Source organism: Streptomyces iranensis, from assembly GCF_017874715.1.
Lineage (GTDB): Bacteria > Actinomycetota > Actinomycetes > Streptomycetales > Streptomycetaceae > Streptomyces > Streptomyces iranensis.
In genome coordinates this window covers 366374-385573 of the sequence record NZ_JAGGLR010000007.1, presented here as the reverse complement: position 1 = coordinate 385573, position 19200 = coordinate 366374, and the positions used below count along the sequence as shown (strand labels likewise).

Here is a 19200-nt window from a genome sequence, read left to right as displayed (position 1 = left end):
CAGAAGGTATGCGAGCCGTCCGTCCCCGGTCGGTAGTGCGCGCACTACCTCTGATCTCGTACGCACACCAATGCGGTGCCCACCCCGCCCCCGATGGGATGAGCGCCATGCCGATCCATGGATACAGACGTCTCTTCCGCCTGGCGATCGCCCTGCTCATCGCCTGGACGGCGGTGGGGCGCCCGGCGACCGCGCACGCCGCCACCCCCACCCACCCCACGCTGAACGCCGCCTCGATCGACGCCTACGTCAAGGCCTATATGGAGCGGACCGATCTGCCGGGCGCCGTGGTGGCGGTCACCCGGGGCGACCAGGTCGTCCACGCGGCCGGATACGGGCACACCGCGGCCGGGAAGGCCATGACCGCGCGGACACCGGTGCCCGTGGCCTCGCTCTCCAAGTCCATGACCGCGCTGGCCGTCATGCGGCTGGTCGAGGCGGGCCGAGTCGACCTCGACCAGCCGGTCCATCGCTATCTGCCCGAGTTCACGATGGCCGACCGGCGGGCCGGGAAGATCACCGTACGGCAGCTGCTGAACCAGACATCGGGCATGGCCGACTCCGCCTACCCCGACCTCACCCGGCCCCAGGCGCATACGCTCACCGAGGCGGTCGCGGACATGCGCGGCGCCCGGCTCGCCGCGCGGCCGGGCACCGAGTGGAACTACCACAACCCCAACTACTTCGTCGCCGCACGGCTGGTCGAGGTCGTCAGCGGACGGCCCTTCGCGGACTACCTGGCCGCCCAGGTGTTCCGGCCGCTGGGCATGACCCACACCGAGTCGGTCGACACCACCGATGACATGCCCGATCACGCCCGGGGCTACGTCCGCGCCTACGGCATGCTGTTCCCGCGCTCCCACCCCCGCTGGTTCACGGCCGGCGGCCACGGCGTGGTGACCACGGCGGACGACCTCTCCCAGTGGCTGATCGCCCAGAACGACCAGGGCGTGTCCGCGGCGGGGCGGCGCGTCGTCTCCGCACGGAGCGTCGACGTCATGCACACCCCGCCGAAGGGCCGCGAGTACGCGATGGGCTGGTCGCTCAGCCCGTCCGGTGAAAAGCCCCGGCAGATCCGGCACACCGGGCAACTCCTGACCCACAACGCCATCCAGACGCTGCTGCCCGACAGTCGGACCGGCATCGCGATCGTGACCAACACCGGCATGATCTCCGGGGACGACGCCGCCGTCATGCTCGACGGACTGGTCGATCTGGCCCAGGGCAAGCCGCCGACGGTGCGCACTCCGTTCACGATGAAGGCCGACTACGTCCTCGCCGTGCTGACCCTGCTGGCGATCGCCCTCGGCGTGCTCGGGGCCGTTCGGTCACGCCGCTGGGCACGGCGCACCGCGGACCGGCCGCTGTGGCGAGTGGGCTTGCGCATGCTGCCCTGTGCCGTCCCGATCGTCCTGTTCGCCCAACTCACCGACCTGGCAGGTCTGTTCATGAACCGCGAGGGAACCCTGGCCCAGCTCGGCTACGCCTGGCCCGCCCTCGTCATCTGGTCGGCCGCGGCCGCCCTGGCCTCCACAGTGGTGATCGCCGCACGGTCGCTCGCCGTGCTCCGGACCCGGAGGACCCGTGTTCCGGCGGCGCGCGGCGCCCAGGACGAGCGGGTGGACGCAGAGCAGGTATTCGTCGGTGAGGCCCGCCGGGGAAAGTGACTGAATCAACGTGCCCGGACCTCTTTCCGGACCCACCGCTCTGGCTCCGATCCGGTTCCGGCTGGCCATCGCCGCCTGACGGCTCGGTGGGGTCCGGTTTCCAACTGCCTCCCTCCGGGCACGCTTCAACTCCTGCCACGCCTCCCAAGCACGCCGGATGGAAGCAAAGGGTTCGGGCAACTGATCGATGAAGCCCTTGAGGGCGAAGAGCACGATCGACACAATGCCGAATGCGCCGAGGATGGCGAGCGTTATGTCTCCGTCCAACTGACACGGTACCTTTCAGATCAGGTGACCGAGCGGGGATCATGCGCAGGGCATTCCTCAGCGATAGTCTGCGCTAGTGGCTGATGCTTCACTGAGATTCGTGATCGACGCCGATCACGGGCAGTTCTACGTCCAGGACCTTGACCCCTACGACGCGTGGATCGCCGAACACGCGACGGACCCGGATCTGGCACCCGCCGGCTGGACGAAAGAAGCGGTCTACGTCCATCGCATCGGCGTTGAACCGCACTCGATCTCCGTCGGCACAGCTCGGGACGACATGGTCGAGTCGCTGATCACCGTTCACACCTCCGCGCCGACGACGGACTCGACGGCCGAGCACATCGTGGAGACCGACCTTGACGCGCCAACCGGTCAGCTCACCATGTCCAGCCCTGGGACCGATCCCGGCGACGGGCCGAGCCTGACTGTTCCCGGTGGATTGCTACGCGTTCGGGTCTCCTACGTTCCAGCCGGACCACCGGCGTCCGACACCAATGGCGGCCCCGGTGACCACTTCCTATATCAGGTAGATCTCTGGCCATCCGACCGGGCTCATGGACTTGTCATCGTCAAGCAGGGGCCAGAAATCTGGGCAGGATAGGTTCTCGTCTGAACGCTGACACCTGGGGGATCCATGTGAGGCTCGCGCCGTGACTGGTGTAATCACGGCGTCGCAGCCGTCCTGGATAGCCCCGTTCACCGGTCGAAGAACTATCGCTTCTCCACCAACCACCAGGTCGTCATCGACGCCGACACCCGGCTCGTCGTCGTGGTCGGCCGACCGTTGCCCGGGAACCGCAAACCCTTTCGGCTTGGATCGAGACACCCGCGCTGACGCGCAAAAGCGCAAATGTTCTCAGGCAGGAGGTCTTCCCACCTCTGAATACGTCCACTTTGGCGCACCGCGCTAAGGAGAGTGTCAAGGCACAGCTGAGCCCCACCCCAATTGTGGCTAACCCGCCCATCGGCCCTTGGGCGGTCGACGCCTCCTTGACCGTGCGCCACTTGCCGTCGTAGCCGATCACGTCACCCGGGCCGATCAGGGCAGCGCACTTGGTGGGCAGGCTTAACCGTTCTTGTCGTCGGGCCTGATGCGGTCCAAAGGGGCTTCCCACTCAAGGCCACCTCCCCTCGGTCGCATGAACGCTGTTTGGCTGAACAGCTTTCCGGTGCCCTTGACGCGCTCCTCGATCACGCCTTGCAGCTCGCCCGTCTGACCGGTCTCGGGGTCTTCGACGAGTGTGCCCTTTGGATACGGCAGATCGCCGTGGCTGAGCACCGTCGGCGGCTTCTGATGTGGCTCACACAAGAGAACTGCCCCGTGCAAAGCGAACTTGCACACCTCTTGCACAAGGCGCAAGCGCGTGAGTGCTGAGAGTGAGAAGATGGATCAGAGGTAACGCCAGTCGAGCGGGGAAGACGCACACCATGAGCGTGACCAAGATTCCCGGACCCGGTGCGAATGTGGCCGTTTGCCGCAAGGCGCGCGGCTTCAGCCAGGTAGCCCTTGCCCGGCGTGCTGACGTGTCGGTTTCGCTGCTCAGCAAGATCGAGGTAGGCGACCGCGCGCTGACCCAGGGCATTGCCGCCGCTCTCGCTCAGGCAATGGGGCTGACGCTGGATGAGCTGCTGGGCACGGCCCCCGTCGAGCGCACCGACGAGAAGAGTCTTGCTGCCCTCAATCACGCCATTCGGCGGTTCGACATCCCCGACACGCCGCCGTCACACCTCGAGGACCTTCCGCGAGAACTGGCCGAACTGAACGAGCACCGGTACCGGACCGAGCTGTCGGCGGTGTTGCAGAAGCTCCCGGGCGTGCTGGCAGACGCGACGAACTACGCGCACGCCACCCAGTCGCCCGACGCCTGGACCCGTGTCGCCGACACATATTCGGTGGTCTACTGGCTGGCCGCCCGACACCGCTGGATGCACCTCGCCGAGCTGGCCGTCATGAAGCAGCGGCTGGCCGCCGAACGTGCGCACCCCATCGCGGCCACGGTGGCCGCCCGGGACGAGGCCGGAGCCTTCCTGAACTCCGGAGACTTCGCGGGCGGGTTGGCGATTGTGGACCGTGCCGTTGTTGAGGCCGAGTCGACCTTGCGAGGCCATGACCGCGCCTATGGCCTGGGCATCCTGCACCTGCGCGGGGTGACGCTGGCCGGTCGGATCAAGGACAAGGCAACCGCCCAACGGCACATCGCGGCAGCGTGGCAGGTGGCCGAGGAGTTCCCTGAGGACGTCGAAGACCATGGCATCCACTTCGGGCCCGAGAACACCGCTGTGCATGCCATTTCGACGGCCTCTGACATGGAGGACTACCGCGAGTCTCTCAATACGGCGGACGACCTGATCCGGGGCGGGGTGACGCTTCCGGCCACGCGCGTTGGCCCGCTGCACATGAACATCAGCCGGTCAAAGCTCGCCCTGGGGGACCGTGACGGGGCTCTCGAATCGCTCGAAGCGGCTTGGGACGTCGCCCCGGAGATGGCCCGTGTCCATCCGACCAGACAAGAGCTGATGCGTGTGTTCACGTCGCTGCACCGACGCAGCAACCCGAGGCTTACGCGGCTGGCCAAGCGCGCTGGCGTGCCCTTCTGAGGTCAGCCGTCATCGAGAGCAGGGACCCACTCCGGTATCCCGAACGGCGACAGAAGTTCCACTTCGACTTCCTGAACCACACGCTGAAGCAGGCAGAGTGGACGTTCCGCCTGAGCGTGTTGTTCATGACTGGCGGCTCCTTAATCATCCTTGCGGGGGGAGTGCTGGCGCTGGTTCATGCCGGTAACCCTGACCTCAGCTACCTGCCGTTGGTGACGAGCCTGACGGGAGCACTGATCACGGTCGGCGGCGGTGCGCTGGCGCTCCACTCGAAGCGAACCATGGCCAACCTGACGAAGGCGGCCGAGGACAACGAGAAGAAGATCGACATCGATCACAAGCTCGAAATCGCGACGACGTTCATCGACCGGGTTGCAGACTCGAAGCAAAGGGACGATCTCAACTCTGCTGCCGCCATGAAAGCACTCGGCATGGACGCGGCCCCGGAAATGATGGTCAACCGGCTGCTTCCGGAGCAGCCGAAGAAGGAGATAGAGCCGGGCGGTTCGACGAACTGAAGGCCCGGGACGGCGTCTTCGGGGGGGCTTGTGCTGGCGGGTACGGCCGGACGTCCCGCGCGGGTAAGAGAGGCCGCCGGAGGCCCCACGGGAGACTTGGACTATGTATGCCCGTGCCCGCTGGCCGGAGCGCCGGACTGCCGGGCGTCATGTTGAGGCCCCGGGAGCTCGCTGGCCGGGAAGTAGCCGGGTGGCACAGCCCTCGGCCAGGGCCCCGCTTCGGCGGTGCGGCCCCAGGTTCCCCGCCGTGTTCGGCACCCGAGGCAATGCCGACGACGGGAACCCCTGCACGCACATTCAGCCCTGACCCGTTGTGCCAGATCCGGCGCGAGCGTGGTGTGACTCAGCGGAAGCTCGCCGCCGCGATCGGCCGCGACTTCACCTCGATCTCGATGTACGAGAACGGCCGGTCGACGCCCCCGGTCGACTTGCTGGCGGCCATCGCCGATCTCCTCGGCGCCCACATGGACGACTTCGTCCGGACGGCAGCCGAGCTGGGCATCGGCGCGGCACGCGACGGTCCGGCCCCGACCCTCGACTCCCTGCCGGCCGCGTGAAGACGGCCCTGACCCCCGGGACCCGGGCCCGGTCGAGGGCCGTGGCGGGCAGGATGCGCACCGACGGGACGACGGTGGCGGCGAAACTGCTGCTCGCCGCCGGGGCGTCGGACGGTCAGGCGTACTCTCCGAGGGGCCGATAGGTGGCGATGACGATGCCGGTGGCCGTCGGGGTCGCGTCGGCGAGACGGAACGCGACGGGCCCGAAGCCGTCGGCGAACAGACGGCGCCCGGCGCCCAGGACGAGCGGGTGGACGCAGAGCAGATATTCGTCGACGAGACCCAGCGGGGAAAGTGACTGGATCAACGCGCCGCTGCCCATGATGTGCAGGTCGTTGCCCGGGGTCTTCTTGAGCTCGGCGACCGCCGCGGGGATGTCGCCACTGAGCAGTGTGGAATTGGGCCACGGAAGGGGCTCGGCCAGGGTGTTGGACGCGACGTACTTGGGGGCGTTGTTGAGGGCGTCGCGGAACGGGCTGTCCTGAGTGTTCCAGTGGCCCAGAACCTCCTGGTAGGTGCGGCGCCCCAGGAGATACCCACTGCTCGCGGCCAGCCGCCGCCCCCACGCCCTCCCGACGGCCTCGTCCCCACCCCGCTCAGCGGCCCAGCCGCCATGCACGAACCCATCGCGAGTGTCCTCATCGGCCCGTCCGGGCCCTTGCGTGACACCGTCCAGGGTGACGTGGCTGATAACGACGATCCTCATGACACTCCCGTCCCGCGGACTCGCGGTCTCGCTTTTTCGCTCGGTGCCTGTCTATGACTCCGGACCACGGCGAAACTCATCGGTTGCGGCCGGGGCGCATGGGGGCAGCGGCCCTCAGCCCCCGTCGTGGCGGGCCAGGGTCCGGCGGGCCGTGGCCGCCATCGCCTCGTCCACCATCCGGCCCTCGAAGCGCACCGCCCCCGTCCCCTCCGCCTGCGCCCGCTCCACCGCCGCGATCAGCCGTCGGCAGCGGGCCAGCTCCTCCGCGTCCGGCGAGAACACCTCGTTGACCACCGGCACATGCGACGGGTGGATCACGGCCATCCCCTCGTACCCCAGGGCACGGTTCCGCTCGGCGAAGCGCCGTAGCCCCGTGAGGTCCGCCACGTCCGCCCACAGCCCGGCCACCGGATGGGGGCGGTCCGCGGCGCGGGCGTCTAGGAGCACCCGGGCCCGTAGCTCGCGGGTCTCCTCGCCCTCCGGGCTCCAGCGGTAGCCGACCGCCCGCTCCACGTCCCCGCCCGGCGCGGTCACCGCGCCCAGGTGGGCGATCCGGGCGGCGGCCCGGCCGATGGCGTATGCCTCGCGCAGCCCGCGTGCCGTCTCCAGCAGCGGCAGCAGGGCGAAATGGCCATCGGGCAGGCCGTGTTCGCGCTCGCACCAGGCCAGCAGCCGGTCGGCGGTGGTCACGTCCTCGGGGCCGCTCACCTTGGGCAGCACGATGCCGTAGAGCCCGGGTCGGGCGACTGCCCGCAGCTCGTCGGCGCCCTGCCAGCCGGCCGCGCGGTCCAGCGCGTTGATCCGTACGAGCAGCCGCATGGGACCGGCCGTTCCGGCCGCCCGGTCGACGGCCGAGGCCACCGCCTCCCGCGCCGCCGCCTTGCCGTCCTCCGGGACGGCGTCCTCCAGGTCGAGGATGGCCGCGTCGGCGCCCGCCGCCTCCGCCTTGGGCAGCCAGCCGGTGCGGCTGCCGGGCACGAAGAGCAGGGAGCGCAGGGGGATACGGGGAGCCGTCGTGCCGTCAGATGACACCCTCTGCCTCCAGCTTCGCCAGCCGCCCGCCGTCGATGCCCAGCCACTCCCCGTAGACCAGCGCGTTGTCCGCGCCGAGCGCGGGGCCGGTCCGCCATACCGCGCCGGGGGAGCGGTGGAAGCGCGGGATCACCGCCTGCATCCGCACCGGGCCGAGGTCGGGGTCGTCCACCGAGATGATGTCCTCGCGTTCGGCGTAGACCGGGTCGGCGACGATGTCGGCGGCGGTGAACACCCGCGAGGCCACCACCTCGGCCCGCTCGAACGCCGCCAGGCACTCGGCCGCCGGGCGCGCCGCCACCCACTCCCGCAGCGCCGTGTCGAGCCGCTCGCGCCCCGCGTGCTGCTGCTCCACGGTGGTGAACTCCTCGTCGGGCAGGCCCAGCAGCCGCACCACATTGCGCACCGACCGGGTGGTGGCGGAGGTGACGGTGAGCCAGTCGCCGTCGGCGCTGCGGTAGGTGTTGATGACGGCGGCCGGGGCGACGGCCAGCTGGTTGCCCGCCCGCTCGGGGGCCGTACCGAGCTGGTCGTACGCGATGATCTGCCACTCCACCAGGCGGTACAGCGGCTCGAACAGAGCCAGGTCGATCCACTCGCCGTCGAAGGAGTCCGGATCGGTGTCACGGCGGTGCAGCGCGGCCAGGACCGCGAACGCGCCCATCAGCCCGGTGACCGCGTCCCCGTGCGAGAAGCCGGTGTGCACGGGCGGGCCTTCGGGGAAGCCGGTCAGATGGACCACCCCGCTGCGGGCCTCGCCCATCTTCCCGAAGCCGGGGGCGTCGGCCCGCGAGGAGGTGGCGCCGAAACCGGAGATCTGCAGCAGGATCGCGGTGGGGTTGAGCGCGTGGACGGCCTCCCAGTCCAGGCCCCAGGCGCGCAGCCGGCCCGCCCGGAGCGTCACGATCACCACATCGGCCCAGGCGATCAGCTCCCGGGCGACCTCCCGGCCCTCCTCGTGGTGCAGATCCAGGGTCACCGAGCGCTTGTTGCGGCCCGCCACCTTGAACCAGAGCGGTACGCCGTCGCGCCGCGGGCCCATCGCCCGCGCCGCGTCACCTGAGCCCGGCGGCTCCACGTGGACGACGTCCGCGCCCTGGTCGGCGAGCATCCCCCCGGCGAGGGGGCCCGCCACCACATGCGCGAACTCCACCACCTTCAGCCCTGTGAGCTGTCCCTGCCCTGTGAGCTGTCCCTGCCCTGTGAGCTGTCCCTGCCCTGTGCTGGTCTGGTCCTCCATGCGGCCAGGCTGCGGGGCGGGGCGTATGCGCGTCCAGCAATGAAAGGGGATCAATTCATGCGGATCTCGCAAGGATCGCCGGACCCGCATGAGCCGGGGGCGGCGCCCCGGGGTCTCACCGGTCCTCGCTCGCCTCCTCCCACATCACCCCCGCCGGCAGGGCGTCCGCCGCGGAGCGGAACTCCTCCAGCTGCTCCAGGAAGCGGCGCGCCCCCGGCGGAAGCGTGCGGCGCGTCGGCAGGACGACGTACAGCCGGCGCTCCACCACCGGCCCCACCAGCGGGCGCCGCACCAGCCGGCCCGGCCCCACCAGCGGATGGACCAGGGCGGGCAGCGCGGAGACGCCGAGCCCGGCCGCCACGAGACCGCCCACCGTGGCCACGTTCGACGCCTCGGTCGCCGGGTTCGCCTCCATCCCGGCCTGGGCGAAGGCCGCGTCGGTCATCCGGCGCACGCTGGAGTCGGTGCCCACCGCGAGGAACGGCTCCCGCCCCAGCTCCTCCCAGGTCACCTCCGCCCGCTCGGCCAGCGGATGGTGCTCCGGGAGCACCGCGTCGAAGCGGTCCCGCACCAGCGGCCGCAGCGTGATGCCCGGGGCGCGCCGGGCCACCGTGCTGACCGCGAAGTCGGCGTCCCCGTCGATCACCCGGTCCAGCACCGAGCGCTCCAGCCCGTCCAGCAGCCGTACGGTCATCTCCGGGCGCCGGGCGCGGAAGGCGGAGATCACCGGCGGCAGCAGCACGGCCGCGACCGAGGGCAGGGTCGCCAGGGCCACCGCACCGCGCTCACCGGCGCCGTAGCGACCCAGCTGGGCCAGGCCCGCGCGGTGCGCGGAGAGGATCTGGTCGGCGATCCGCAGCGCCTCGGCGCCCGCCGGGGTGAGCCGCACATTGCGGGTGTCCCGCTCCAGCAGCCGCATCCCCAGCGTCCGTTCCAGATCGGCGACCGCACGGCTCAGCGACGACTGGGACACATGCAGTTCGGCGGCGGCCGCGGTGAAGCTCACGGCGCGCGCGACCGCGGCGTACGCGGTCAGCTGGCGCAGGGTGACGTCCATGGTCCGTGAGCGTAGGCGGGGCGGCCGGGCAGGGGAACTGTTGCGCGAAACGCATGGATAGATCTGTGTTCAATGCTGGACGCGGATCTTTCCCCGCTCGGAAACTCTTCGGCAGCACCCGACCGGACGAGGAAGCGAGCGGCCATGCTGGCAGCACTGGGGTTCTGCACGATCGGCGGCTTCCTGCTGCTCACCATGTTCAAACGGGTCTCGGTGCTGGTGGCCCTCGTCCTCATGCCCGTGGCCACCGCGGTCATCGGCGGATACGGCGACGACTTGGGCCCGATGGCGCTCGACGGGCTGTCCAAGGTCGCCCCGACCGGCATCATGATCGCCTTCGCGGTGCTCTACTTCAGCCTGATGATCGACGCGGGCCTCTTCGAACCGCTGATCCGCGGCATTCTGCGCGCCACCAGGAACGACCCGGTACGGATCACGGTCGGCACCGCCGTTCTGACCGTATGCGTCGGGCTCGACGGCGACGGCGCCTCCACCTTCCTCATCACCATCTCCGCGCTGCTCCCCGTCTATCAGCGGCTGGGGATGAGCCGGTTGGTGCTCGCCGGGGTGGTCGGTCTGGGCGCGGGCGTGATGAACATGATCCCGTGGGGCGGGCCGACGGCCCGCGCCGCCGCGGCCCTGAAGATCGACACCTCCGACATCATCACGCCACTGCTGCCCGCCCTCGCCGCCGGTATCGCCTGGGTGCTGCTCGCCGCGTATCTCATCGGACGCCGTGAGCGGCGGCGGCTCGGCGCACTCGAGCCCGCGCCGCGCGCCGAGGTGGCGGCCGGGGACGGCCCCGGCACACCCCGGGTCGCCGCCCGCCCCGGTCTCGCGCTCACCGTCTTCAATCTGCTGCTCACCGTGGCCCTGCTGGTCTGCCTGGTGCTGGAGGCCATGCCGCTGCCCGTGCTCTTCGTCTTCGCCTTCGTCCTCGCGCTGCTGGTCAACCACCCCCGCTGGGAGGACCAGCAGGAGCTGCTGGAGAAGCACGGCAAGAACGTGGTGCTCGTCATCACCATGATCTTCGCGGCCGGGGTGTTCACCGGCATCCTCGGCGGCACCGGGATGATCGGGAAGATGGCCGAGGCGCTGGTCGACATCATCCCCGACGGGCTCGGCGGCCATCTGCCGCTGCTCGTGGCCGTCACCAGCATGCCGCTGAGCCTCGTCCTCACCCCGGACGCCTACTACTTCGGGGTGCTGCCGGTGCTCGCCGGGACCGCCGACGCCTTCGGCACCGATCACGCCGAGATCGCCCGCGCGGCCGTCCTCGGCCAGATGACCACCGGCTTCCCGCTGAGCCCGCTCACCGCCGCGACCTTCATCCTCCTCAGCATGAGCGGCGTACAGCTCGGGGAGCACCAGCGCTTCCTCTTCCGCTGGGCCTTCGGAACCACGCTCGTGATGACCGCCGCCGCCCTCGCGACGGGCGCCCTGCCGCTCTGACCCTTGTGGCGACGGCCCCGGCCTGGCGGCCCCGGCCTGCGGGCTCCGGCCTGGCGGCTCCGCCGCGACGGCCCCGGCCAGGGCGGCCCGTCAGCTCCCGGCCAGGGGCGGGCGGTGCGGTTCGATGACCGTGACCCCGCCCCTGCCCCCGGAGGCCATCGTGGACAGCGCCTCCGGGACCGCGCCCAGCCCGATGACATCGGTGACCAGCAGATCCGGCCGCAGCGAACCGGCCTCGACCATCTCCATCATCGGACCGTAGTCATGGGCGGCCATGCCATGGCTGCCCAGCAGCCGCAGTTCCAGCGCGATGACCCGGTCCATCGGGATCATCGGGGTCCCGGCGGCCGGGGGCAGCAGCCCGACCTGGACATGGCGGCCGTGGCGGCGCAGGCTCTTGATGGACGCCGCGCAGGTCCGCGGGGAGCCGAGCGCGTCGAGCGAGACATGGGCGCCGCCGCCCGTCGCGTCCGCGACCGCCTCCGCCACCGAGCCCAGGGTGGACGCCACATCCACGCACACGGCCGCGCCGAACCGTTCCGCCAGGGCCAGCGCCTCCGGCGAGATGTCGACCGCCGCCACCCGGGCCCCGGCCGCGGCGGCGATCATCACCGCGGACAGCCCCACTCCACCGCAGCCGTGCACCGCGACCCACTCGCCCGGCGCCACCCGGCCCTGGGCGACGACGGCGCGGAAGGCGGTCGCGAAGCGGCAGCCCAGACCGGCGGCGGTGGTGAACGACAGCTCGTTGCGGATCCCGACCAGGTTCACATCGGCGTTCTCGATCGCCACGTACTCGGCGAACGAGCCCCAGTGGGTGAACCCCGGCTGCGTCTGCCGCTCGCACACCTGCTGGGCGCCCTCCGCACAGGCGGCACAGCGCCCGCAGGCGCATACGAACGGCACGGTGACCCGCTGCCCGGGGCGCCAGTTGAGGACGTCGGGGCCGACCTCCTCGATCACCCCCGCCAGCTCATGGCCGGGGACGTGCGGCAGCCGGATGTCCGGGTCGTGCCCCATCCAGCCGTGCCAGTCACTGCGGCACAGTCCGGTGGCCTCGACGCGGATCACCGCGCCGCGCGGGGAGGGAGCGGGGTCCTCGACGCTCCGGACCTCGGGCCGGCGCCCGAACTCGTCGAACACCACAGCACGCATGGACACCGCTCCCTCGCTCGACCACCATCCCCCATGGCCCGTGTGTCCAGGCGGGCCATAGAACCTACACCACAACCGGCCGGTATCAGCCCTTGCGGGTGGCGCCCACCGACGGCGGCTCCGCGCCCCGGCCGGTGCCCCAGGACGACGGCTCGGTGGACAGCCGGTGGGCCAGCTTCCCGCCGTGGGCCACCTGGTCCCAGTCCAGCCAAGTCCGCGCCACGTTCCGGCCGTTCAGCGACACACTGCGGACATACCGCTTGGCGTCGCTCGCGCCCGGCGCGGTGACCGTGAGCGTGCCGCCCTGCCGGGTGCCGTAGTGCCCGACGCGGACCACGGCCGAGGAGAACTGCGGGCTGGACAGGGCGAGGAAGTCCCCGCCGCTCATCGTCGGGTACAGCCCCAGCGAGGAGAAGACGTACCAGGCCGACATGGTGCCGAGGTCGTCATTGCCGGTCATCCCGTCCGGGCCGGTGGTGAACAGGGTCATGGCCGCCCGCACCACGGTCGCCGCCTTCGCGGGCGCGCCCGCCCACAGATACATGTACGGGGCGTGCAGATCGGGCTCGTTGTTGGGGTTGTAGGTGGGCTTGCCGTAGTAGTCGTACGGGGCGGAGATCCAGTCCTCACGGGCGGTGCCCGCCGGGTCGGTGAGCAGCTTGCCGTAGGCGAAGAAGTCGTCGAGCCGCTTCTCGGTCGCGCTCCTGCCGCCCATCAGTCCCACCAGCCCGGCCGGGTCCTGCGGCACCAGCCACTGGTACTGGTAGGCGCCGCCCTCGTGGAACTGCCGGCCCGCCTCCACCGGGTCGTACGGGGTCACCCACGCGCCGTCGGCCGTACGCGGCCGGAACTGCCCGATCGAGTCGTCCCACAGCGTGCGGTACGTCTGGCCGCGCTCGGCGAACATCCGGGCGTCGGCGCGGTGACCGAGCCCGCGCGCCATCAGGGCGAGCGCGGAGTCCGCGGCGGAGTACTCCAGGGTGGCCGAGGCGGGGTGGACACAGTCGTTGTCGCCGCCCTTGTCGGCGCAGTCGGTGCCGAGCTTCAGCCCCGAGGGGACATAGCCCAGCTCGCGGTAATAGTCCACTCCGGAGCGGCCGTTGTAGGGCGAGCCGGCGGGCGGGGTGCTGGTGGCGTTCTTCTTCAGCAGCGCGTACGCCTCGTCCTCGTGCCCGGCCAGCAGACCCTTGGACCACGCCTCGACGAGGAAGGGGGTCACCGGGTCACCGGTCATGATGTTGGTCTCGCTGTTGGCCAGCGCCCAGCGCGGCAGCCAGCCGCCGTCCCGGCCGATGGCGACCACCGACAGCGCGACATCGCGGGCCACCCCGGGCTCCACCATCTCCAGCAGCTGGTTCTGCGGCCGATAGGTGTCCCACAGCGAGAAGTTCTGGTACGGGGTGTAGCCGGAGGCGGTGTGGGCCGCGCCGTCGAAACCGGTGTAGCGGCCGTCCACGTCGCCCGCCACATTGGGGTGCAGCTGGGCGTGGTACAGCGCGGTGTAGAAGGCGCGCTGCCGCTCCTCGGTGCCGCCGCCGACCCGGATCGCGTCGAGCTTCTTCCGCCAGGTGTCGTGCAGCGCGGCGCGGGTGGCGTCGAAGTCGTAGGAGTCCCCGGTCTCCGCCGCGAGGTTCTTCCGGGCGCCCTCGGGGCCGGTGTACGACAGCCCGACCTTGACCACCACATCCCGGTCCTGGGTCGCGTCGAAGGTGGCCCAGGCGCCGTTGCCGCCCTCGCCGGCCGCCTCGCGGGAGCCGGGGGTGGGGGTGGAGCCGCGCCAGGTGCCGTAGGAGGCGAAGGGGCGGTCGAAGGTGGCGGTGAAGTAGACGGTGTGCCGGTCCTTCCCGGCGCAGAAGTTCCCGGCCTCCACCCGGCCCTCGACGGTCCGGTCGCCGACCACGCGGATCTCGGAGCCGAAGACCTTCTGATTGGCCTTGCCGGTGTTGAACAGCACGTTGGCCGCGCCGGTGGCCGGGAAGGTGTAGCGCTGCCAGCCGGTGCGCTGAGTGGCGGTCAGCTCGGCGTCGATGCCGTAGGACTTCAGTCCCACCCGGTAGTAGCCCGGGGTGGCCTCCTCGTCGTCATGGCTGTAGGTGGAGCGGTAGTGCTCCGGGTCGACGTCGTCGACCGCGCCGGTCGTCGGCATGATGGGCAGCTCGCCCGCCACCCCGCAGCCCACACCGGACAGATGGGTCTGGCTGAAGCCGTGGATGGCGCTCTGGTCGTAGTCGTAGCCGCCCTGGCCGCCGGTGTCCGGGCTGACCTGGACCATGCCGAACGGGGCGCTCGCCCCGGGGAAGGTGTTGCCGAAGTTCTCGGTGCCCACGAACGGATGGACCAGCGAGGTGGGGTCGGCCGGAGGGGACGCGGCCGCGGCGGCCGAGGCGCCCGGCGGTCCCAGCAGACCGCCGCCCAGCAGGGCCGCCGTCATCACGCCCGCGAGCGTGCCCGCAGCGCGCGCACGGATTCCACCGATCAGCGACCGCATGGGACGCACCTCCGTCTGACAACGTTGTCGACCAGGGTCGCGAAACTTTGGCACGGGGGCTGGGCGGTGTCAATGACCTGTACGCGGGCGGGTCATTGACGGACAGGCCGATGACACCGCGATGTCCGCTGGGTGCGGCCGACCGCGCCGGACGGATCGGGGGCGCGGATCGAGGGCGAGCCGGCCTTCTGGTTCATCGCCCTCCGCTGGGCCACCGAGCAGCTCGGCGCCGCCGAGCACACCGGATCTCGGGCCGTCGAACGAGACGGTGTGGGTGAACCTGGACCACGGACAGCAGGGGGTCGGGGGCGAAGCCCCGGGCCCGCGCACAGAACCGTGGTGTGCGGGCGCGCGCGGGGCGCTATCGCTTGTCGCGCTGCCCGTCGGCGAGCTGACGGGACGTCTCACCGGCACCCGCGCCCCGCTGCGCCCGCTCGGCGATGCTCGGGAACAGCCCGCCGATGGCGCTGCCCAGGCGCAGCTCCAGCGGGGCCACGTTCACCTCGGCCCGGTTCCGCTCGATCGCCCGGATCGTCGCGGCCGCCACCCGCCGGGAGGAGATCGTACGGACACCGGTGGGCAGGGACGTGCCCGCGTCGGCGAACATCCCGGCGTCGCCCACGAATCCGGGTTGCACCAGCGAGACCCCGACCCCCGTGCCGTGCAGGTCCTGCCGCAGCCCGAGGGTGAAACCGCGCAGCCCGAACTTGGCCGCGTTGTAGAGCGCCGCGCCGGGGGAGGCCGTACGGCCCGACAGCGAGCCGATCATCACCAGGTGGCCGGAGCCCGCCTCCACCATGCGCGGCGCCATCAGCCGCGACAGCAGGATCGGCGCGCGCAGATTGACATCGAGGGCGCGGTCCAGCTCCTCGGGCCGGTAGTCCAGAACCGGGCCGCTGGAGGGCAGCGCGGCGTTGGCGATGAGGATCTGGGCGTTCGCCGCCTCCTCGACGAGCCGCTCCACATCGGATTGTTCGGCCAGATCGGCGACGATCACCCGGCCGCCCAGCCGCTCGGCCAGCGGCCGCAGCACCTCCTCACGGCGCCCGGTGAGCAGCAGCTTGGCGCCCTTGGCCGCGAACGCGCGGGCCAGTGTCTGGCCGATGCCGCCGGTGGCCCCGGTGAGCAGGACGGTCGTGCCGGCGATCCGCATGCGATCTCCTCCGGTTACGGTCGAGTACGTTCCGGGCACGGTACTGCGTACGCGCTCCGCGCATGGCATGGGCCCCGGTTCCGCCGCGTACAGACGCGGCGCCCCGGGGCCGGGCGTCATCCGCGTCGCGCGTCGGCCGCCCCGCGCCTCGCGTCGGCCGCCGCGTTCTGGGCCGCTGCCTTTCGGGCGCGCACGGGTGTGCGCCCTGCCGGGGGTGGGGGCGTGGGCGCCCCGGTCCGTACGCGGTGTGCGGCGGGTGTGGCCCGCGGCGGCGGCCTCCGCGTCTGGCGTCGGCCGCCATCTCCGGGTGCGCGTCGGCGCCCGGTCGGCCGCCGGGCGGGGGTGGGGCGTTTTGGCGCGGTCGCGGTCGGGGTCGCGGTCGGGGTCCGGGCGCGGGGCGGGGCCGGGGGAATGGGCGGCTGACCCCGTACCCGCGCGGGGCGGCGGCCCGTTGCTCTCCGGGCCAAGGGCGGGCAGGCCGCGCACGTGAGCCGCGGGGCCGGGGCGGCCAAGTGCTCCGCTGGAAGTGTCGCGATGCGTCGTCGGCCGACTGCGGCGCCGTCGTGGCTGGTCGCGCCCGCGGCGGAGCCGCACATCGACACAGCCCCGCGCCCCTTCGGGGCGCCGCCCGAACCGTAGCGGACTTCCTCTGACCTGCTTACCCCTCGCGGGGGGCCGGGGTGCCCAGGCCGTAGACGCGGCGGGCGTTGTCCGCGCCCAGCAGCGCGGCCACCCGGCGGGCGTCGCGGCGGGACCAGGCGCCCTCCGCCACCCAGTGGGTCAGCAGCCCGGTCAGCGCCTCCCGGAAGAGCCGCGCCCCCACCACATACAGTTCGGGCAGCCCGTAGGCGTCGGTCGAGAAGAGCACCTTGCCGAACGGGGCGAGCTCCAGCATCTCGGCGAGCACCGCCCCGGCCCGCGCCCCGGTGTGCGACAGGGCCAGCCCCACATCGGCGTACACATGCGGGAAGACGGCGGCCAGATAGGCGGCGCCGCGGTGGTACGGATAGCCGTGCAGCAGGATCAGCGTGCAGCCCGTGGGGCGCACGGCGCGGATGAAGTCGGTGAGGGCGAGCGGATCGCAGCGGTCCAGCCGCAGATCGGGATCGCCGAACCCGGTGTGCAGTTGCAGCGGCAGCCCGGTGTACGCCGCCGACCACAGCAGATGGCGCAGCAGCACGGGGTCGCTGACCCGGGCGGCGGCGGTGCCGCCCTGGGCGCGCCGGGCGAGCCAGTGCTCGGCGGCGGTGTGGACGGCGCCGGGGCCCGGCGGATCGGGCTCGAAGTCCAGGCCGTAGCGGTAGGCGGCCACCGACTTGAAACCGGCCGCCGTACGGGCCGCCTCCCGGATCCCGTCCGCCATCCCCGTCAGGAAGTCATCGGCGGTCAGCGAGGTGTCCGCGATCCGCTCCGCCAGCTGCTCAAGACGGACGATCTCATGGGCGGTGCCGCCCGCCGCGAGGGCCAGCTCCTGAGGGGTGGTCAGATTGCCGGGCAGCCCGGTGTCCACCAGGAACTCGCTGATCCCGGCGGCGCTCAGCAGCCGCCGGGTCACCTCCCGTGCGCCCAGCTCGCGCCGCCGGGCGAGGTAGGGGGCGGGCGGGCAGTGCGGTTCGAGGTCCAGCAGCGGCGGACACCAGCGGCGCACCGCGAACCCCAGCTGGCTGTCGAAGAAGGTGGTGCCGAGCGCGGCGGGCGCGTCGGATTCGGTCAGGAACGCCTCGAATTCGGCCGAGCCCAGCTCGGAGCGGGCCACCCCATGGCAGTGGTGGTCCACCAGGGGCGGCAGCGGCGGCTCGGTCGGATCCGTCTGCTCGGCGGCCTCCATCGGTCAGTACCGCCTCCGGGTCGCGATGGCGATCTCGCGCGGGGACGACTTCTCGAACAGGGCGGACTCCGCCCGGCGCACCGCGGCGATGGACTCGAAGAGCGGATCGCCCAGCGCCTCGCGCAGCACGGTCGAGTCCTCGAAGTGCTCCAGCGCCGTCAGCAGTGAGGTGGGCAGCCGCCGCTCGCGTCCCTCGACGGCCGGGTCCCCGGAGACGGGTGGGGGCAGGGAGAGCCCGGAGTCCAGCCCGCCGAGGCCCGCGGCGATGACCGCGCCCGCCACCAGGTAGGGGTTGGCCGCCGGGTCGAAGGACTTGATCTCGGCGTTGGAGGCGCCCGGGTCGTCCGGCGCGCCGGTGATGAAGCGCACCGCGGCCTCCCGGTTCTCCAGGCCCCAGCACTGGTACGCCCCGGCCCAGCGGGAGGGTTCGAGCCGGAGGTAGCTCGCGGGGGTGGGGGCGCCGATGGCGAGCAGGGCGGGCAGCTCGCGCAGCACCCCGGCGAGGAACGCCTCGGCCGTCGCGGTCATGCCGTCGGGCCCGTCGCCGTCCCGGCACAGATTGCGGTCCCCCTGCCACAGGCTCAGATGGAGATGGGCGCCGTTGCCGACCCCGCCCGGGTCCACCACCGGGCCGAACATCGGGTTGAGCCCGGCGCGCCCGGAGCACGCCCGGATCGTCTCCCGTACCAGTACGGCCAGATCGGCGGCGCCGACCGGATCGGCGGGCGCCAGGGACACCTCGAACTGCCCGGGGGAGTACTCGGGGTGGAGCTGGTGCACCTCGGCCTGCTGCGCGTCCAGCGCGCCGAGCAGATCGGCGAGGTAGTCGGCGAGGTCGACCACCCGCGCCATGCCGTAGGCGGGGCCCGCGGTGGGGTACCGCGGCGGGTCCTGGTCCGGGTCGCCCGTGGTGACGACCCACTCGGTCTCGAACCCCATGCGCACGGTCAGCCCCCGCTCCCGCGCCCGCTCGGCCATCCGCCGGGCGAACAGCCGCTGGCAGACGGGGTGCGCCCGGCCTCGCTGGTCGTACCGGTCGACCGGGGCCCAGGCCCAGCCGGGCTGCGCGGCCAGCGGGGTGAGCCGGTCCAGGTCGGGGAGGAGCCGCAGATCGCCGTCCGGGCCGCCGACATGGCGGCTGTTGGTCATGGAGTCGTCCACGAGATAGACGTCGAAGACGGGGGACATCCCGACCCCGCGCCGCGCCGCGTGGGGCAGCCGCGCGGTGGGCACGGACTTCACCCGGGTCAGACCCGCGTTGTCCACCCAGGTCAGCGCGATGGCCTGGATGCCGTTCGCGGTGAGCCGCTCGGCCTCCTGCCGTGCCCGTGCGTATGCCTGCTCGCGTTCCCCGGTCCCCATGGGCGCCTCCTCAGCCACGTCCTGTACGCCGAGACTATTGCCTGCGGACGGTCTTGTGGTGACGCATTGTCCCGATCGCATACGGGGTGTGACGGTGGCTTATGCCGGTCGGTGGTT

Annotated in this window: 16 protein-coding genes and 1 pseudogene; 7 read left to right on the top strand and 10 right to left on the bottom strand. The window is 71.8% G+C overall.

Annotated features, from left to right (window positions below; genetic code table 11):
- The first annotated feature begins 107 nt into the window (after nucleotides 1-107).
- The 3 genes and pseudogenes from J2Z30_RS15185 to J2Z30_RS15175 all read left to right on the top strand — a co-directional run.
- Complete coding sequence (locus J2Z30_RS15185) at nucleotides 108-1667, top strand: serine hydrolase domain-containing protein (protein ID WP_063790858.1); 1560 nt, start codon at nucleotides 108-110, stop codon at nucleotides 1665-1667.
- A gap of 367 nt (nucleotides 1668-2034) precedes the next feature.
- The gene (locus J2Z30_RS15180) at nucleotides 2035-2538 is read left to right on the top strand and encodes a hypothetical protein (protein WP_052701207.1); all 504 of its coding nucleotides are present in this window, start codon (nucleotides 2035-2037) and stop codon (nucleotides 2536-2538) included.
- A gap of 99 nt (nucleotides 2539-2637) precedes the next feature.
- A pseudogene (locus tag J2Z30_RS15175) lies at nucleotides 2638-2736 on the top strand (IS5/IS1182 family transposase); the annotation flags it as partial.
- A gap of 267 nt (nucleotides 2737-3003) precedes the next feature.
- Here J2Z30_RS15175 and J2Z30_RS15170 read toward each other — a convergent pair.
- Complete coding sequence (locus J2Z30_RS15170; protein ID WP_308279933.1) at nucleotides 3004-3216, bottom strand: hypothetical protein; 213 nt, start codon at nucleotides 3214-3216, stop codon at nucleotides 3004-3006.
- 149 nt (nucleotides 3217-3365) lie between these two features.
- On the opposite strand from J2Z30_RS15170, the gene J2Z30_RS15165 reads away from it, so the two are divergent.
- From J2Z30_RS15165 to J2Z30_RS51345, 3 genes are all read left to right on the top strand, one after another.
- Nucleotides 3366-4535 (top strand): helix-turn-helix domain-containing protein, encoded by a 1170-nt coding sequence (locus J2Z30_RS15165; protein ID WP_044567967.1) that lies wholly within the window; start codon nucleotides 3366-3368, stop codon nucleotides 4533-4535.
- Nucleotides 4532-5053, top strand: coding sequence for a TRADD-N-associated membrane domain-containing protein (locus J2Z30_RS15160; RefSeq protein WP_044580949.1), 522 nt, complete (start codon nucleotides 4532-4534; stop codon nucleotides 5051-5053). Before J2Z30_RS15165 ends, J2Z30_RS15160 begins: the two co-directional genes overlap by 4 nt.
- A 107-nt stretch (nucleotides 5054-5160) precedes the next feature.
- Nucleotides 5161-5610: a helix-turn-helix domain-containing protein gene (locus J2Z30_RS51345; RefSeq protein WP_372453278.1), complete on the top strand. Its 450-nt coding sequence runs from the start codon at nucleotides 5161-5163 to the stop codon at nucleotides 5608-5610.
- A 115-nt stretch (nucleotides 5611-5725) separates the two neighbouring features.
- Here J2Z30_RS51345 and J2Z30_RS15150 read toward each other — a convergent pair whose 3' ends face one another.
- The 4 genes from J2Z30_RS15150 to J2Z30_RS15135 all read right to left on the bottom strand — a co-directional run bounded on the left by J2Z30_RS15150 (nucleotide 5726) and on the right by J2Z30_RS15135 (nucleotide 9645).
- Nucleotides 5726-6316: a dihydrofolate reductase family protein gene (locus tag J2Z30_RS15150; RefSeq protein ID WP_044567965.1), complete on the bottom strand. Its 591-nt coding sequence runs from the start codon at nucleotides 6314-6316 to the stop codon at nucleotides 5726-5728.
- A gap of 114 nt (nucleotides 6317-6430) precedes the next feature.
- The gene (locus tag J2Z30_RS15145; RefSeq protein WP_044567964.1) at nucleotides 6431-7348 is read right to left on the bottom strand and encodes an HpcH/HpaI aldolase/citrate lyase family protein; all 918 of its coding nucleotides are present in this window, start codon (nucleotides 7346-7348) and stop codon (nucleotides 6431-6433) included.
- Nucleotides 7338-8588, bottom strand: a complete 1251-nt coding sequence (locus tag J2Z30_RS15140; protein ID WP_052701206.1) for a CaiB/BaiF CoA transferase family protein — start codon at nucleotides 8586-8588, stop codon at nucleotides 7338-7340. The genes J2Z30_RS15145 and J2Z30_RS15140 overlap by 11 nt, the downstream gene beginning before the upstream one ends.
- A gap of 115 nt (nucleotides 8589-8703) precedes the next feature.
- Nucleotides 8704-9645: a LysR family transcriptional regulator gene (locus tag J2Z30_RS15135; protein ID WP_044567963.1), complete on the bottom strand. Its 942-nt coding sequence runs from the start codon at nucleotides 9643-9645 to the stop codon at nucleotides 8704-8706.
- 144 nt (nucleotides 9646-9789) lie between these two features.
- Here J2Z30_RS15135 and J2Z30_RS15130 point away from each other — a divergent pair, with 144 nt between their 5' ends.
- On the top strand, nucleotides 9790-11097 hold the full coding sequence (locus tag J2Z30_RS15130; RefSeq protein ID WP_044567962.1) for a CitMHS family transporter: 1308 nt from the start codon (nucleotides 9790-9792) through the stop codon (nucleotides 11095-11097).
- Nucleotides 11098-11187: 90 nt separating this feature from the next.
- Here J2Z30_RS15130 and J2Z30_RS15125 read toward each other — a convergent pair whose 3' ends face one another.
- From J2Z30_RS15125 to J2Z30_RS15105, 5 genes are all read right to left on the bottom strand, one after another.
- The gene (locus tag J2Z30_RS15125) at nucleotides 11188-12252 is read right to left on the bottom strand and encodes a zinc-dependent alcohol dehydrogenase family protein (protein WP_044567961.1); all 1065 of its coding nucleotides are present in this window, start codon (nucleotides 12250-12252) and stop codon (nucleotides 11188-11190) included.
- Between the two features lie 85 nt (nucleotides 12253-12337).
- Entirely contained in the window at nucleotides 12338-14740 is a 2403-nt protein-coding gene (locus J2Z30_RS15120) for a GH92 family glycosyl hydrolase (RefSeq protein WP_052701205.1), read from the bottom strand.
- A 361-nt stretch (nucleotides 14741-15101) separates the two neighbouring features.
- Entirely contained in the window at nucleotides 15102-15893 is a 792-nt protein-coding gene (locus J2Z30_RS15115) for an SDR family NAD(P)-dependent oxidoreductase (RefSeq protein ID WP_044567960.1), read from the bottom strand.
- Between the two features lie 658 nt (nucleotides 15894-16551).
- Nucleotides 16552-17721, bottom strand: a complete 1170-nt coding sequence (locus tag J2Z30_RS15110; protein WP_044567959.1) for an amidohydrolase family protein — start codon at nucleotides 17719-17721, stop codon at nucleotides 16552-16554.
- 3 nt (nucleotides 17722-17724) lie between these two features.
- Nucleotides 17725-19083, bottom strand: a complete 1359-nt coding sequence (locus J2Z30_RS15105) for a glutamine synthetase (RefSeq protein ID WP_044567958.1) — start codon at nucleotides 19081-19083, stop codon at nucleotides 17725-17727.
- Between the last annotated feature and the right edge of the window lie 117 nt (nucleotides 19084-19200).